This is a genomic window from Loktanella sp. SALINAS62, from assembly GCF_018263905.1.
Taxonomy (GTDB): Bacteria; Pseudomonadota; Alphaproteobacteria; order Rhodobacterales; family Rhodobacteraceae; genus Loktanella.
Map to the genome: position 1 here is coordinate 481599 of NZ_JAAFZU010000001.1, position 14608 is coordinate 496206.

The window sequence follows — 14608 nt, forward strand, 5'->3', positions numbered from 1 at the left end:
GGTCTTATGCGCCGATATTCAGGCGCCGACGATCTTGCCGCCGTTCGGGTGCAGTGTCTGGCCCGTGAAATAGCTGCCGTCACTGGACGCAAGGAACAGGAACGCTGTAGCGATTTCCCACGGCTGTCCGGCCCGCCCCATCGGAGAGCCCGATCCGAAATCTTCGACCATTTCCGCAGGCATTGATCCGGGAATGAACGGGGTCCAGACAGGTCCGGGTGCCACGGCGTTGACGCGGATTCCCTTGTCCACAAGGTTCGATGCCATTGACCGCGTAAACGCCAGTGACGCCCCGCGCGACGTGGAATAGGCGATCAGGCTGCTGTTGCCCTTGAACGCATTCACAGACGTGGTGTTGACGATCGCCGCACCCTGTTTCAGGTGCGGCAAGGCGGCTTGCGTGCAAAAGAAATAGGACATGACGTTGCTGTCCATCACACGGCGCAGACGTTCCTCTGACAGGTCGGTCAGCGGATCGTCGATCCACTGCATCGCGGCGTTGTTGATCAGAATGTCCAGCTGCCCGAAATGGTCGACCGTCTGTTTGATTGCGTCGTCGGCGTGGGTCTTTACACCCAGATCACCGGGGATCAGCAGTGCCTCTGACCCTTCTTCTTCGACCAGACGCTTCGTTTCTTCTGCGTCCTTGTCTTCGTCCAGATAGGCGATAGCGACCTTTGCGCCTTCACGCGCGAACAGCACCGACACCGCGCGTCCGATGCCGCTGTCGCCGCCAGTCACAAAAGCAACCTTGCCCTTCAGTTTACCTACGCCGGGATGTCGCGGCATGTAATCGGGCGCCGGGTCCATCTTGTATTCGTCGGCTGGCATGCTGTCTTGCTCTTGGGGCGGGATGTCTGGGGCGTTGGCCATTCTGGCCTCCTTGTGATGTCGGAAAGATTTGCCCGAACAACACGCATCCGGGCCACCTGTTCCATCACTTTGCGCCGCTGTGCCCTTTGTTAATCCGCGAACTGGTCCCGCAGCACGTGTGCGGCATTGGCCAGCAGTGCAAGGTCGATTCCGACAGCCGTGAACGCCACCCCGGCATCGATATAACCTTGGGCCACGGGTGGATTCAGCGACATGACCCCGACCGGCACACCGATTTTGGCCAGCCGCGCGATGATGTCCTGTATCGCAGCGACAACATCGGGGTGCGCGGGCTGCCCCGGATATCCCATGCTGGCGCTCAGGTCCGATGGCCCGATGAACACCGCGTCGACCCCATCGACGTTTGCGATTTGTTCAAGGTTTTCCATGCCCCTGACGCTTTCGACCTGCACCACAAGACACAGTTCCGTTTCCGCCTGCGCAAAGTAATTTTCCACCCGGCTGTAGCGGCTGGCGCGGGTCATGCCCGCCATGCCGCGAATGCCGCGCGGACCGTAACGCATGGCATCGACGGCAGACTGTGCTTCTTGCGCGGTTTCGACATAGGGCACCAGCAAAGTCTGGGCACCCATGTCCAGCAGGCGCTTGAACAGGATCGGATCGTTCGCCGCGGGCCGCACGATGGCGGATACCTGCGGATACTGCCCAATCGCCTGCAATGCCGGCAGCACCTCGACCGTTTCGATGGCGGCATGTTCGCAATCCACCAGCACCCAATCGAACCCGGCACCGGCCAGCATTTCCGCCACCGTATTCCCACCAAGGGAGTTCCAGACCCCCAGTTGATGGCGCCCGTCGCGCAAGGCAGCCTTGAACAGATTGGTCGGATTCTGCATTCTACTCTCCCCATTTGGGGGCAGGCTAGCGCAAGCCAGAAAGAAGCAAAAGCCGGATACGCTGCTGCCAGCCTAGCGTGCGCGCGGGTCCAGAAGTTTTGTCAAAACGCTATCCGATGTGACCTGCCCGATAATCGCGCCGTCCTGCATCACCCCGATGGGCGCATCGGTCTTGCGGACCTGTTCCATGACGGACCGGACGCTTTCGTCTGCCCCAACACTTGCCTGTGGTGTCCCGACCGTTGGTTCCATGACGTCACGGGCGCACAACACACCCAACGGATTCATATGTTCGACAAAATCCGCGACATATTCATCGGCAGGGTCGGAATAGATTTCCTGCGGCGTGCCTTCTTGCACGATCCGTCCCCCCTGCATGATGGCGATGCGGTCGCCCAGCTTGAACGCTTCGTCCAGATCGTGGCTGACAAAGATGATGGTTTTCTTCAGCCGCTGCTGCAATTCGATCAGTTCGTCCTGCAACCGCGTCCGGATCAGCGGGTCAAGTGCTGAAAACGGTTCATCCATCAACAGGATCGGCGCATCGGTGGCAAAGGCGCGGGCCAGACCGACACGCTGCTGCATGCCGCCTGACAGCTCTCCGACCTTGCGTTCCGCCCAGTCAGACAAACCGACCATTTCAAGCTGGCGATCAACGTGGTCGGCGCGGGTCGTGCGATCCATCCCACCCAGTTCCAGCCCCAGCCCGACATTTTCACGCACCGACCGCCATGGCAGCAGGCCGAATTGCTGGAACACCATGGAAATGGTCGTCAGCCGTAGGCGCCGCAGCGTTTTCTTGTCGGCCTGCGTGATGGACGACATACCGTCCCCGTCCTTGATCTGGACATCGCCGCGAACGACCTTGTTCAGACCGTTGACCGCACGCAGCAACGTGGATTTTCCCGATCCCGACAGACCCATCAGAACCAGCAATTCGCCTTCCTTGACGGTCAGGTTGCAGTTGTGGACACCCAGAATCTGCCCCGTGGCTTCCTGAATTTCGGATCGTGTCTGCCCCGCGTCCATCAGCGGCAATGCATCCTTTGGTTTATCGCCAAAGACAATGGAGACGTTATCGAAAACAAGCGCATTCATCAGCGTTTCACCCTTAGCATCCGGTCCAGCATGATCGCCACGACGACGATGACGAACCCGCTTTCAAATCCTAGCGACGTGTTCACCTGATTAAGCGCACGCACCACCGGCACCCCCAGCCCGTCAGCCCCGACAAGGGCCGCCACCACAACCATCGACAACGACAGCATGATCGTCTGGTTCAGCCCCGCCATGATCTGCGGAATGGCGTAGGGCAATTCGACTTTCCACAAGACTTGCCGTCCGGTCGCTCCAAACGCTTGTGCCGCTTCCAGCAGGGGTTGCGGTGTATTCGAAATACCAAGGTGTGTCAGACGGATGGGTGCCGGCAGGACAAAGATGACGGTTGCGAACAATCCGGGCACCATGCCGATCCCAAAAAAGACGATAGCAGGAATAAGATAAACGAATGTGGGCAACGTCTGCATCAGGTCCAGAATGGGTCGCAGGGTTGCATATAGTTTCGGACGGTGCGCCGCCGCGATACCGATGGGCACACCAATGGCCATGCAAACCACGCAGGCGGATAACACCAGCGTCAGGCTTTCGGTCATTTCTTCCCAGTAGTCCTGATTAAGGACGAACATGAACCCCAGCGCGATGAACAGGCAGACCTGCCATGACCGTTGCAGTATCCACGTCAAGCCCACGAAAAAGGCGATGACCACCCATTCGGGCGGACCTTGCAGCAGCACCAAAATGCCGTCGATCATGCCTTCGCTACCGATCGCAATCGCGTCAAAGACGCCCTGCCCGACCTTTTGCAACCAGTCAAACGCGGCAGCCGCCGCATCCCCTACGGGTATCTTATTGTCCTGAAGCCACTCCAAGGCGTGCTCTCCTTTGCGTCGGTCCGGTGTGACGGGCGCGCCGGGATGGCGCGCCCGTCGGTTGCGCGATTACAGGCCCAGTGCCTGCTGAACAGCGGGCAGACCCGGCTCGCCTGCCACGGTCGTGACGCCGTCCAGCCATCCGTCAAGGATGTCAGCGTTGTCGCTCAGCCATGCACGCACAGCCTCGTTCGCATCCATGCCGTCATCAAGGATCATGCCCATGATGGAGTTTTCCATCTCCAGCGTGAAATCCATCTGCTGAATCAAGGCGCCGGCATTCGGGCAATCTTCTACGAAACCGGCGCGCGTCACGGTGTAAACCGAACCTTCACCGCCAAAGAAGTCTTCGCCACCCTGCAAATACTGAATGTCAAAGTTGGCGTTCATCGGGTGCGGTGCCCAACCCAGGAAAACGATCGGTTCTTCCCGGTCAACGGCGCGGCGCACCTGGCTGAGCATGCCCTGCTCAGAACTTTCGCGGAGTTCGAAGCCAGTCAGATTGTGTTCGCCCTGTTCGATCAGATCGATCAGATAGGTGTTGCCTTCGTTGCCCGGCTCGATCCCGTAGATCGTCTGTTCCAGTTCTTCGGAAAAGTTGGCCAGATCGTCATAAGACTGCAAACCGGCCTCATAGGCATAGGTCGGAACGGCAAGGTTGTAGATCGTGCCGGTCAGGTTTTCGTTGACGCTTACGATCGTGCCTTCGTCCAGATAGGGCTGAATCGCGGCGGTCTGCGTCGGCATCCAGTTGCCCAGAAACACATCCACATCGCCACTGGCCAGCGACGCGAATGTCACCGGCACGGACAGAACGCGCACGTTCACGTCATAGCCCAGCGCGGTCAGCACTTCTTCGGCGGCGGCGGTGGTGGTGGTGATATCGGTCCAGCCGACATCGGAAAAGCTGACGCTGTCGCATTGTGTCTGCGCATAAGCAGCCGTTGTCAAAAGCGTCGACGCCGCGAGCGTGGCCGCTGTTGTCTTGAAGTTCGTCATTTGATCATTCTCCCAGTTGCGTTTATTGATTGACGAGTCAATTAAGCATCACCTACGTCAGGGATGCAAACACTTAAGAGATGCAATGCCTCGGATCGGAATGGAACCCATTAGACGCGCCGCGCTTGTCGATGCCACGATCGCAGAGGTCGGGTACAAAGGCACGTTGGACGTCACCGTCGCACAGATCGCCCGCCGCGCGGGCGTGTCCAGCGCCTTGGCGCACCATTATTTTGGCGGCAAGGCACAGCTATTCAGCGCCGCCATGCGAACCATCCTGAAACGCTACGGTGATTCGGTCAGACGCGCACAGGCTGCGGCCGACACACCGCACGAACGGCTTGCCGCCATCATCAACGCAAGCTTTGCCGCCGAAAATTTCCATCGTGATGCTGTGGCGGCATGGATGAATTTCTACGTGCAGGCCCGCGTATCGGACGAGGTGCGACGCCTGCTGGACATCTATCAGGGGCGTCTTCGGTCCAATCTGCAACACGACTTGCGCCTTATCATCGGTGACCGCGCGCCACCTGTGGCAGACACGATCGCGGCCTTGATCGATGGAATCTACATCCGCGCCGCCCTGACCACCAAGGTCATCGACGGCGCAGAGGCTGCACAGCGCACCCTTTCGACCCTAAACCTGCTTTTGGAGAAATCATGACCGCCCCAAACATCCTGATCCTGATGGTCGACCAGTTGAACGGAACCTTGTTTCCGGATGGTCCGGCGGATTTCCTTCATATGCCGCACATGAAAAAACTGGCCGCGCGATCGGTCCGCTTCCGCAACGCCTATACCGGGTCTCCGTTATGCGCGCCGGGTCGCGGTGCCTTTATGTCCGGCGCACTGCCGTCACGCACCGGCATCTATGACAATGCTGCCGAATTCCGGTCTGCCCTGCCGACCTATGCCCATTTTCTGCGCCGCGCGGGCTATCAGACCTGTCTGTCGGGCAAAATGCACTTTGTCGGTCCCGATCAGTTGCACGGTTTCGAGGAACGTCTGACCACCGATGTCTATCCCGCTGATTTCGGCTGGACCCCCGATTATCGCAAGCCGGGCGAACGGATCGACTGGTGGTATCACAACATGGGGTCCGTCACCGGTGCAGGCGTGGCGGAAATCACCAACCAGCTCGAATACGATGACGAAGTCGCCTATCACGCGACGCGCAAGATTTATGACTATGCGCGTGGCAAGGACGACCGCCCGTGGTCCATGACCGTCAGCTTCACCCACCCGCACGACCCTTATGTCGCGCGTCGCAAATACTGGGATCTTTACGAAGATTGCGAACATCTGCTGCCGCAGGTGCCCGCCATGGACTACGAAGACCACGACCCCCATTCAAAGCGCATCTTTGATGCCAACAACTGGCGCGAATTCGACATCACCGACGATGATATCCGCCGGTCACGCCGCGCCTATTTCGCCAACCTGTCCTATCTGGACGACAAGATCGGTGAAATCCTGCACGCGCTTGAAACGACGCGACAAGAAGCGATCATCCTGTTCGTGTCGGATCACGGCGACATGCTGGGCGAACGCGGTCTTTGGTTCAAGATGAGCTTTTATGAAGGGTCGGCGCGGGTGCCACTGATGATTGCGGCCCCCGGTCTGGATGCGGGCCGGGTCGACGTGCCCGTATCGACCATGGATATCACGCCGACCCTGTGCGAACTGGCGGGCATTTCGATGGAAGACATCATGCCGTGGACCGACGGCCAAAGCCTGATCCCCACGGCAAAGGGTGAACCGCGCAGTACCCCCGTCCGGATCGAATACGCCGCCGAAGCATCCGACGCGCCATTGGTTTGTCTGCGGCAGGGGCAATTCAAATATACCCGCTGCATGCTGGACCCTGAACAGCTGTTTGATCTGGACGCAGACCCGTTGGAATTGACGAATCTAGCCAACGATCCGGGTCACGCCGATACCATGGATACATTTCGGCAGATGGCGAACGACACATGGGATCTGGAAAAATTCGACCGCGAAGTACGCGAAAGCCAAGCGCGCCGCTGGGTCGTCTACGAGGCACTGCGCAAGGGCGGTTACTATCCGTGGGATTACCAACCGCTGCAACGCGCATCCGAACGGTACATGCGAAACCACATGGACCTGAACGTTCTTGAAGAAAACCAACGCTTTCCAAGGGGTGAATGATATGCGCGCACAACCCACCGCCAGCCATTATATCGACGGTGCCTATGTGGACGACACCACGGGCGACAGCTTTGACAGCCTTTATGGCTATACCGGCGAGACAATCGCCACCTTGCACGACGCGACGCCTGACCTGATCGACCGTGCGCTGGCCTCTGCCGCGCGGGCACAGGTCGCTTGGGCCGCGTTGCCCGGTGTCGAACGGGGTCGCGTGCTGCGCCGCGCAGCCGACATCATGCGCGAACGCAACCGTGAACTTTCTGAACTGGAAACGCTGGATACCGGCAAACCCTTGCAGGAAACGCTGGTCGCGGACGCCACCAGCGGGGCCGATGCGCTGGAATATTTTGGCGGGATCGCTGCCAGCATCGGCGGCGAACACGTGCAATTGGGCGACGATTTTTTCTATACCCGGCGCGAGCCACTGGGGGTGTGTGTCGGCATCGGTGCGTGGAACTATCCAATTCAGATCGCCTGCTGGAAAGCCGCGCCTGCCTTGGCCTGCGGCAACGCGATGGTGTTCAAACCGTCCGAAACCACACCGCTGTCCGCGCTGAAACTGGCGGAAATCCTGACAGAGGCGGGCGCACCGCCCGGCCTGTTCAACGTCGTGCAGGGGCGCGGCGCTGTCGGGGCCGCATTGATCGACGATCCGCGCACCGCCAAGGTATCGCTGACCGGATCGGTCCCAACGGGTCGCAAGGTGTATGCAAGTGCGGCCGAAGGCATGCGCCATGTCACCATGGAACTGGGTGGCAAATCCCCGATCCTGATCTTTGACGACGCCGATCTGGATGCCGCCGTGTCCGGTGCGATCAACGGCAATTTCTATTCCTCTGGCCAGATCTGTTCGAATGGCACGCGCGTTTTTGTGCAGCGCGACCTGTTGGACCCGTTCCTGACCCGGCTGTCCGAACGTCTGAACGGCGTCGTAATGGGCGACCCACTGGACGAGACGACGAATTTTGGCCCGATGACAACCGAACGCCAGATGCAGATCGTGCTGGACTACATCGAAAAGGCCAAGGCCGAAGGCGCGCGCCTGATCGCTGGCGGCGCGCGGGCGGACCGCGACGGCTGGTTCATCGCGCCCACGGTCTTTGCCGACGTCACAGACGACATGACCATCGCCCAGGAAGAAATCTTTGGCCCCGTCATGTCCGTCCTGACATTCGATACCGAAGCAGAGGCTGTCACCCGCGCCAATGCCACGCCGTTCGGTTTGTCAGCCGGTGTGTTCACCCGCGATCTGGCGCGCGGTCACCGCGTTGCGGCCCGGTTGCAAGCGGGCACCGCATGGATCAACACCTACAACCTGACCCCCGTCGAAATGCCGTTCGGCGGCGTCAAGATGTCGGGCATCGGCCGCGAAAACTCGCGCGAGGCCATCGCCCACTGGACGCAGGTCAAAAGCGTTTATGTCGGCGCTGGCACCGTCGAAGCACCCTACTGAACGGAATTGACTGATATGAACGCTGATTACGTCATCGTGGGGGCAGGCTCTGCCGGGTGCGCGATCGCCTACCGTCTGGCTGAGGCTGGAAAATCCGTGATCGTCATCGAACATGGCGGATCGGACGCCGGGCCTTTTATCCAGATGCCCGGCGCACTGAGCTATCCGATGAACATGCCGCGGTACGACTGGGGCTATTTCAGCGCGCCCGAACCGAACCTGAACGACCGCCGGATGGCCGTGCCGCGCGGCAAGGTGATCGGCGGATCGTCGTCGATCAACGGGATGGTCTACGTACGCGGCCACGCCCGCGACTATGATACATGGGACGAAATGGGCGCCACAGGCTGGAGCTATGCTGACGTCCTGCCCTACTTCAAGCGCATGGAAAACTGGCACCACGCAGGCCACGGCGGCGACGAAAGCTGGCGCGGCACCAAGGGACCGCTGAACGTCACGCGCGGGCTGCGTGACAACCCGCTGGTGTCTGCCTTTGTCGAAGCAGGCCGCGAAATCGGGTACGAGGTAACGCCCGACTACAACGGCGAAAAGCAAGAAGGCTTTGGCCCGATGGAAGCGACGATCTGGCGGGGCCGCCGCTGGTCTGCTGCCCGCGCCTATCTGCGGCCTGCGCTGAAGAAACCGAACTGCAGTCTGATCCGCGCGTTGGCTGAACGGATCGTCATGACCGATGGTCGCGCCACCGGCGTGCAGGTCAAACGGCGTGGGCGCACCGAAATCATCACCGCCAACCGCGAGGTTATTCTGGCGGCGTCATCGCTCAATTCACCCAAGCTGCTGATGCTGTCGGGCATCGGCCCGGCGGATCATCTGCGCGAACACGGGATCGACGTGATCGCCGACCGTCCCGGCGTCGGCAGCAACCTGCAGGACCATCTAGAGGTTTATATCCAGATGGCGTCCAGCAAGCCCATCACGCTGTTCCGTTACTGGAACCTGCTCGGCAAGGCCTATGTCGGCGCACGCTGGCTGTTCACCGGCGCTGGACCCGGCGCATCGAACCAATTCGAAAGCGCGGCCTTTATCCGGTCCCGCCCCGGCATCGAATACCCCGACATCCAGTATCATTTCCTGCCGCTTGCCGTGCGTTACGATGGCAAAGTCGCAGCCGAAGGCCACGGATTTCAGGCGCATGTCGGACCCATGCGGTCAAAATCCCGCGGCACGGTGCGGCTGGCTACAGCGGACCCGAACAAGGCGCCCGACATCCGTTTCAATTATATGAGCCATCCTGACGATTGGACGGAATTCCGCGCCGCCGTCCGCCACACACGCGAGATTTTCGGCGCTTCCGCCTTTGCTCTATATATCAAGCACGAAATCCAGCCCGGCGCAGACGTCATCACGGACGAACAGATCGACGCGTTTATCACAGACCATGCAGAAAGCGCCTACCACCCCTGCGGCACCTGCCGGATGGGCCGCGCTGACGACAAGGATGCCGTTGTCGATCCACAAGGACGCGTGATCGGTGTGGACGGGCTGCGGGTCTGCGACAGTTCGATCTTTCCCCAGATCACCAACGGCAATTTGAACGGACCATCGATCATGGTGGGCGAAAAGATGTCCGATCACATCCTTGGATTAGACCCGTTGCCACGCGAAAACGTGCAACCTTGGATACATCCAAGCTGGGCCACATCACAGCGATGACTGCCCACCCCCGGCTGATGCGGTCGGGGGCGCAGCAACGGGTGGCGGCTGCCTGATGCGGCCCATTGCCAACCGCCCAGATTACCGGACGATCCGGGCGTCCGGGTCGTGACCATCCATTGCTGGCTTTGTAGCCCCGTCCGTTTCACCGCACGTGTGGTAAAGATAGGTCGGATCAAATCCCGCCAGTTGCCTTAGACCATCACGATCATGCAACTTGACGCGCCCGTCGCGGATCGTACACAACCCGGACTCGCGCAGTTCCTTGACCACGCGACTGACATGAACCGTCGAAATGCCGGTCACATCGGACAGGTCGGCCTGTGTCATCGGCAATGAAATGCTATCGGCAGGATCAGCGGTGCAAGCGTGCATCCGCATATCCATTTCGCAAATGAAATCCGCCATCGCCGCCACAGCACGCAAGCGCCCGCTGCGATAGATCCAGTGCCGATGAATTGCGGCATCGATCATGGTCAAACGCCACAGCGCCCGTCCCTCTTGCGGGCTTTCCGAAATAATCTCTTTCAGGACCTGATGCGGGAACAGGGCGACTGTCGCTTCGGTCAGTGTGGCGATATCGTGATCCAGATACCCCAGCGGCAACCCATGAAGATCGACAAAATCCCCAGGCACCTGCATCGATACCATAAGCCGCTGTGATTTGGTGTCGCCCGCTGAACCAACATATCGCGCCAGAATACCCTGCAGCAGCAAAGCACTATGATCCATGTCTTGACCGGTGCGGCTGAATATCTCTCTGGCGGCAATGGTTCGGGTGCCGATACAGGCCGCACGCAGCTTTTGCCACAGATCACGGTCCAGCTGGCGCACCATACCGCGCCTGTCCGCGTCAGACAGACCTTGCCTGTCGATCAGGTCCGGTTGCACGGACGTCGGTGCTGGATCATCTCTCTGCTCGTGGTCTTGCTGGGGTGTCATATCCTTTTCCCAAATCATGCAGATGACATGCGACAAATCGCCTGCCTTGAACGGGAAAACACACAGATCGTCGTCATGTTCCGTATTGGGTTTTAGGCGTGGTCTGTCGGTTTTCAGCTAGCGCGCGATTGCGTGGTCAGCCGGTCCCGCACGGCATTGCTGTCAGCCCTTGGCACCATCTTATGTCCAGATGGTCGCCATCTTTAAATGATCGTTCATATGCGACGTCATCGCGGTCCAGTTCGAACCGGCACCCCTGATGTCGGGCCGGACGGCAGATATCAAATTTGCGATATCCGTTGCCTTCTCATCCTGTATCCAAGACTCTTACGGATCGCTATAAAACAGACATTCATAATTTTACGTCGAGAAATATTAAGGAGACATTTGATGACTGCAATCAAAACGCTGATCGTCGGTGGATTGACGGGGGCGCTCATGGCGTCCGTTGCAACGGCGCAATCCATCGTAACTACCGACGATGGGCTGTGGCGCTATCTTGAAAGCAACGAAATCGTCGAAATCGTCGAAATCCCCGATTGGCCCGATGTGCGGGACCGTGTGCTGGCCGATTGGCAGCCCGCTGGACTTATCGCATTGCCAATAGAACAACTGGCCCCAATCGGTGCACCCGATATGCCCGCGAATTACCGTGCGACCGGGTCGGCCGCCGAAGTGTTGCATCTGGAATCACAACCACAGAACCCGCAGGTGCGTGCGTTTCTGGCGCAATTATTTTCCGACATCGGCCTGTCCGATCTGGACGAATTCAATGACGGCGCGCGCATAGAGGTTGTGACCATCCTGCCCGACCTGTTCGAAATCACGGTGATGTTTTTATCGCAACAAGACGCCCCGCGCGAACAGCCGTCCACAGGCAACGATAGTTCATTGGCAGCCGACCTGACAGACGCACTGCGTGCGACTGGCAAGCTGGACGAAGACCTGCCGGGTCTTGGGGTCACCAATCCATTTCTGTACGTCAATGCCCCGTTGGGCGACGTCAGTGACATCGTCGAACGGACGCTGCAGGCCCGCGACGTCCCCGTACAGGCCACACCGATGCCAGACGGTGGCACCCAGTTCTTTGGTCTGACAGAGGTGTCTGCCGTCATGGTCATGGTGAACGAAGTGGATTCAGAAACAACACAGGTCACGCTGATGGCAGAATAAGCGCCCCCTACGCTTAGCCCGCCGCACCAAGATCACGGCACAATGAAAAAAGGCCCCTGCGTTTCCGCAGGGGCCTTTTGTGTTGATTGTGCAACCGAGTCTTACAGACCGGTGCTGACGTCGATCGTGTTGCCTTCTTCAAGCGTCACATAAGCCTTTTTGACGTCCTTGCGGGTGCCCAGCGAACCGCGGAAGCGTTTCACTTTGCCCTTGGTGATCGTCGTGTTCACGGCCTTGACCTTTACACCGAACAGGGCTTCGACAGCCTGTTTGATCTGCGGCTTGTTGGCGTCGATGGACACTTCGAAGACAACACCGTTGTTTTCGGATGCCAGCGTTGCTTTTTCCGTGATGATCGGCTTACGGATCACGTCGTAATGTTCTGCCTTGGCGCTCATTTCAAACGGGCCTCCAGTGCTTCGATACCGGCCTTGGTGATGACCAGCGTATCGCTTTTCAGGATGTCATAGACGTTGGCACCCTGGCAGGGCAGCACGTCCACGTTTGCAAGGTTCTGTGCTGCACGGCTGAAATCGGCGTTCACTTCGGAACCGTCGATGATCAGCGCGCGCTTCCAGCCACGTTCGGACACATGCTTGGACAGCGTCGACGTCTTGGCGTTTTCGATCGCCAGAACATCGATGATGACCAGTTCGCCCGCAGCCTGCTTGGCGGACAGCGCATGACGCAGACCCAGCTTGCGGAACTTCTTGGTCAGCTCGTGGGCGTGGCTGCGCGGGGTCGGACCCTTGTAGACACCACCGTGGCGGAAGATCGGCGCGCCCTTGGACCCGTGACGTGCGCCACCGGTGCCTTTTTGGCGGTAGATCTTCTTGGTCGAATAGGAAACGTCCGAACGACCCAGCGTTGCGTGCGTACCCTGCTGGGCCTTGTTGCGCTGCCAGCGCACGACACGGTGCAGGATGTCCTTGCGGGGCTCCAGACCAAAGATGGCGTCGTCCAGGTCCACGGACCCTGCAGATGCGCCGTCAAGTTTGATTGCATCAGCTTTCATTTTTGTCACCACCCTCAGCAGCGTTTGTTTCGTCGGTGCTGGACGCATCATTCGCCAGATCGGCTTCTGCCGCTTCCAACGCTTCCTGCTCTGCCTTTGCTGCGGCTTCTGCTGCTGCTGCTTCCGCTGCTGCGGCTTCTGCGGCGGCTTCATCTGCCAGACGCTTGGCTTCTTCATCCAGCGACTTCAGGCCAGCGGGATAGATCACGCCTTCGGGCGTCGGCTTCTTCACCGCGTCCTTGATCGTGACCCAGCCACCCTTGGAGCCGGGAACAGCGCCCTTGACCATGATCAGGCCACGGTCGGCATCGGTGCGAACGACCTGCAGGTTCTGCGTAGTCACGCGGGCAGAACCCATGTGGCCAGCCATCTTCTTGCCTTTGAAGATCTTGCCCGGGTCCTGACACTGACCGACGGAACCGTGCGAACGGTGCGACACGGACACACCGTGCGTCGCACGCAGACCACCAAAGTTGTGGCGCTTCATCGCACCGGCAAAACCTTTACCGATCGAAGTGCCACAGACGTCAACGAACTGGCCTTCGAAGTAGTGGTTGGCAGTGATTGTTTCGCCGACGTTGATCATGTTTTCTGCGGCAACGCGGAATTCAGCGACCTTGCGCTTGGGTTCCACATTGGCGGCAGAAAAATGACCGCGCATCGCTTGGCTGACGCGCTTGACCTTGGCCGTGCCGGCGCCCAGCTGGACGGCGGTATAGCCGTGCTTGTCAGCGGTGCGCTGCGATACGACCTGCAGGTTGTCGAGTGCAAGAACGGTCACCGGGATCTGGCGGCCATCTTCCATGAACAGGCGGGTCATGCCCACCTTTTTCGCGATAAGTCCTGTACGGAGCATGGTGTTCACTCCCTTACACGCTGATCTGCACGTCCACGCCAGCGGCGAGGTCGAGCTTCATCAAGGCATCCACAGTCTGCGGCGTCGGATCGACGATATCCAGCAGGCGCTTGTGCGTGCGGATCTCGAACTGGTCGCGCGACTTCTTGTCGATGTGCGGGCCACGCAGAACGGTGAATTTTTCAATCTTGTTGGGCAGCGGGATCGGGCCACGCACGGACGCACCGGTGCGCTTTGCGGTCGAAACGATCTCTGCTGTGGAGGCGTCGAGGACGCGGTAGTCAAACGCCTTCAGGCGAATGCGGATGTTCTGGCTGGCTGCCATGTGACATCACCCCTTGTTGCAGGGTCTTAACGGAGAGGAAGATACAGGCTCATCCCGCACCCTCGTCGCGTCTTGTGGTCCAACAGAAAAGGGCGCGTCGAATCGCGCCCAGGCTGGATTGGGGTGCTATATGCCGTGATGTGAACGAGAGCAAGGCTGAAGTCGCCGGATGATCAGTGGCCCATGGATCAGACGCGATAAGCTTTCACCGCGTCACATTGGCAGCGCTGTGCGGCTGCGGGCCACCCCCCTTTGAGCAAAAAGGCCGCTTCCTTTTGGGAAGCGGCCTTTTGTGTTGTCAGCGTGTCTGGGGCGTGGCCTGAGCCAGGCCCTAGGCAAGCAGT

15 protein-coding genes are annotated in these 14608 nt (G+C 59.4%); 5 read left to right on the forward strand and 10 right to left on the reverse strand.

Annotation, left to right across the window (positions count from 1 at the left end; all coding sequences use genetic code 11):
* Positions 1-18 precede the first annotated feature (18 nt).
* The 5 genes from GZH79_RS02385 to choX form a co-directional block, all read right to left on the reverse strand.
* Positions 19-873 carry an SDR family oxidoreductase gene (locus GZH79_RS02385; protein WP_211641529.1) on the reverse strand — a complete coding sequence of 285 codons (855 nt, stop codon included), beginning with the start codon at positions 871-873 and terminating at the stop codon, positions 19-21.
* 89 nt (positions 874-962) lie between these two features.
* Positions 963-1730 (reverse strand): aldolase/citrate lyase family protein, encoded by a 768-nt coding sequence (locus GZH79_RS02390; RefSeq protein ID WP_211641530.1) that lies wholly within the window; start codon positions 1728-1730, stop codon positions 963-965.
* 72 nt (positions 1731-1802) lie between these two features.
* A complete protein-coding gene (choV, locus tag GZH79_RS02395) occupies positions 1803-2828 on the reverse strand; it encodes a choline ABC transporter ATP-binding protein (protein WP_211641531.1) in 1026 nt (341 codons plus the stop codon).
* The gene (gene choW / locus GZH79_RS02400; RefSeq protein WP_211641532.1) at positions 2828-3658 is read right to left on the reverse strand and encodes a choline ABC transporter permease subunit; all 831 of its coding nucleotides are present in this window, start codon (positions 3656-3658) and stop codon (positions 2828-2830) included. Before choW ends, choV begins: the two co-directional genes overlap by 1 nt.
* Before the next feature lie 69 nt (positions 3659-3727).
* Positions 3728-4657 (reverse strand): choline ABC transporter substrate-binding protein, encoded by a 930-nt coding sequence (choX, locus tag GZH79_RS02405; protein ID WP_211641533.1) that lies wholly within the window; start codon positions 4655-4657, stop codon positions 3728-3730.
* Between the two features lie 85 nt (positions 4658-4742).
* Between choX and betI the strand changes: the two genes are divergently transcribed.
* The 4 genes from betI to betA are packed head-to-tail and all read left to right on the forward strand — an operon-like array spanning position 4743 to position 9953.
* The gene (gene betI / locus GZH79_RS02410; RefSeq protein ID WP_211641534.1) at positions 4743-5321 is read left to right on the forward strand and encodes a transcriptional regulator BetI; all 579 of its coding nucleotides are present in this window, start codon (positions 4743-4745) and stop codon (positions 5319-5321) included.
* The gene (betC, locus tag GZH79_RS02415; RefSeq protein WP_211641535.1) at positions 5318-6826 is read left to right on the forward strand and encodes a choline-sulfatase; all 1509 of its coding nucleotides are present in this window, start codon (positions 5318-5320) and stop codon (positions 6824-6826) included. Before betI ends, betC begins: the two co-directional genes overlap by 4 nt.
* 1 nt (position 6827) lies before the next feature.
* Complete coding sequence (betB, locus tag GZH79_RS02420) at positions 6828-8279, forward strand: betaine-aldehyde dehydrogenase (RefSeq protein ID WP_211641536.1); 1452 nt, start codon at positions 6828-6830, stop codon at positions 8277-8279.
* 15 nt (positions 8280-8294) lie between these two features.
* On the forward strand, positions 8295-9953 hold the full coding sequence (betA, locus tag GZH79_RS02425; protein WP_211641537.1) for a choline dehydrogenase: 1659 nt from the start codon (positions 8295-8297) through the stop codon (positions 9951-9953).
* Between the two features lie 81 nt (positions 9954-10034).
* Here betA and GZH79_RS02430 read toward each other — a convergent pair whose 3' ends face one another.
* Positions 10035-10895, reverse strand: coding sequence for a Crp/Fnr family transcriptional regulator (locus GZH79_RS02430; protein ID WP_211641538.1), 861 nt, complete (start codon positions 10893-10895; stop codon positions 10035-10037).
* 390 nt (positions 10896-11285) lie between these two features.
* Here GZH79_RS02430 and GZH79_RS02435 point away from each other — a divergent pair, with 390 nt between their 5' ends.
* Positions 11286-12068, forward strand: coding sequence for a hypothetical protein (locus GZH79_RS02435; RefSeq protein ID WP_211641539.1), 783 nt, complete (start codon positions 11286-11288; stop codon positions 12066-12068).
* 101 nt (positions 12069-12169) lie between these two features.
* Here the strand turns inward: GZH79_RS02435 and GZH79_RS02440 are convergent, their stop codons facing one another.
* Genes GZH79_RS02440 through rpsJ form a run of 4 tightly spaced genes read right to left on the reverse strand, consistent with a single transcriptional unit; the run spans position 12170 to position 14264 of the window.
* The gene (locus tag GZH79_RS02440) at positions 12170-12466 is read right to left on the reverse strand and encodes a 50S ribosomal protein L23 (protein ID WP_211641540.1); all 297 of its coding nucleotides are present in this window, start codon (positions 12464-12466) and stop codon (positions 12170-12172) included.
* Positions 12463-13083, reverse strand: coding sequence for a 50S ribosomal protein L4 (rplD, locus tag GZH79_RS02445; protein ID WP_211641541.1), 621 nt, complete (start codon positions 13081-13083; stop codon positions 12463-12465). Before rplD ends, GZH79_RS02440 begins: the two co-directional genes overlap by 4 nt.
* Positions 13073-13939, reverse strand: a complete 867-nt coding sequence (gene rplC, locus GZH79_RS02450; RefSeq protein ID WP_211641542.1) for a 50S ribosomal protein L3 — start codon at positions 13937-13939, stop codon at positions 13073-13075. The genes rplD and rplC overlap by 11 nt, the downstream gene beginning before the upstream one ends.
* Before the next feature lie 13 nt (positions 13940-13952).
* Positions 13953-14264: a 30S ribosomal protein S10 gene (rpsJ, locus tag GZH79_RS02455; protein WP_056032218.1), complete on the reverse strand. Its 312-nt coding sequence runs from the start codon at positions 14262-14264 to the stop codon at positions 13953-13955.
* Positions 14265-14608 lie beyond the last annotated feature (344 nt).

What these genes read in the sequence shown, in the direction of transcription:
- GZH79_RS02390 (WP_211641530.1), bottom strand. Translation starts at nt 1,730, where the DNA reads ATGCAGAATCCGACCAATCTGTTCAAGGCTGCCTTGCGCGACGGGCGC.
- choX (WP_211641533.1), bottom strand. Translation starts at nt 4,657, where the DNA reads ATGACGAACTTCAAGACAACAGCGGCCACGCTCGCGGCGTCGACGCTT.
- betB (WP_211641536.1), top strand. Translation starts at nt 6,828, where the DNA reads ATGCGCGCACAACCCACCGCCAGCCATTATATCGACGGTGCCTATGTG.
- rpsJ (WP_056032218.1), bottom strand. Translation starts at nt 14,264, where the DNA reads ATGGCAGCCAGCCAGAACATCCGCATTCGCCTGAAGGCGTTTGACTAC.
- GZH79_RS02430 (WP_211641538.1), bottom strand. Translation starts at nt 10,895, where the DNA reads ATGACACCCCAGCAAGACCACGAGCAGAGAGATGATCCAGCACCGACG.
- GZH79_RS02385 (WP_211641529.1), bottom strand. Translation starts at nt 873, where the DNA reads ATGGCCAACGCCCCAGACATCCCGCCCCAAGAGCAAGACAGCATGCCA.
- GZH79_RS02435 (WP_211641539.1), top strand. Translation starts at nt 11,286, where the DNA reads ATGACTGCAATCAAAACGCTGATCGTCGGTGGATTGACGGGGGCGCTC.
- betC (WP_211641535.1), top strand. Translation starts at nt 5,318, where the DNA reads ATGACCGCCCCAAACATCCTGATCCTGATGGTCGACCAGTTGAACGGA.
- choV (WP_211641531.1), bottom strand. Translation starts at nt 2,828, where the DNA reads ATGAATGCGCTTGTTTTCGATAACGTCTCCATTGTCTTTGGCGATAAA.
- betA (WP_211641537.1), top strand. Translation starts at nt 8,295, where the DNA reads ATGAACGCTGATTACGTCATCGTGGGGGCAGGCTCTGCCGGGTGCGCG.
- GZH79_RS02440 (WP_211641540.1), bottom strand. Translation starts at nt 12,466, where the DNA reads ATGAGCGCCAAGGCAGAACATTACGACGTGATCCGTAAGCCGATCATC.
- rplD (WP_211641541.1), bottom strand. Translation starts at nt 13,083, where the DNA reads ATGAAAGCTGATGCAATCAAACTTGACGGCGCATCTGCAGGGTCCGTG.
- betI (WP_211641534.1), top strand. Translation starts at nt 4,743, where the DNA reads ATGCCTCGGATCGGAATGGAACCCATTAGACGCGCCGCGCTTGTCGAT.
- rplC (WP_211641542.1), bottom strand. Translation starts at nt 13,939, where the DNA reads ATGCTCCGTACAGGACTTATCGCGAAAAAGGTGGGCATGACCCGCCTG.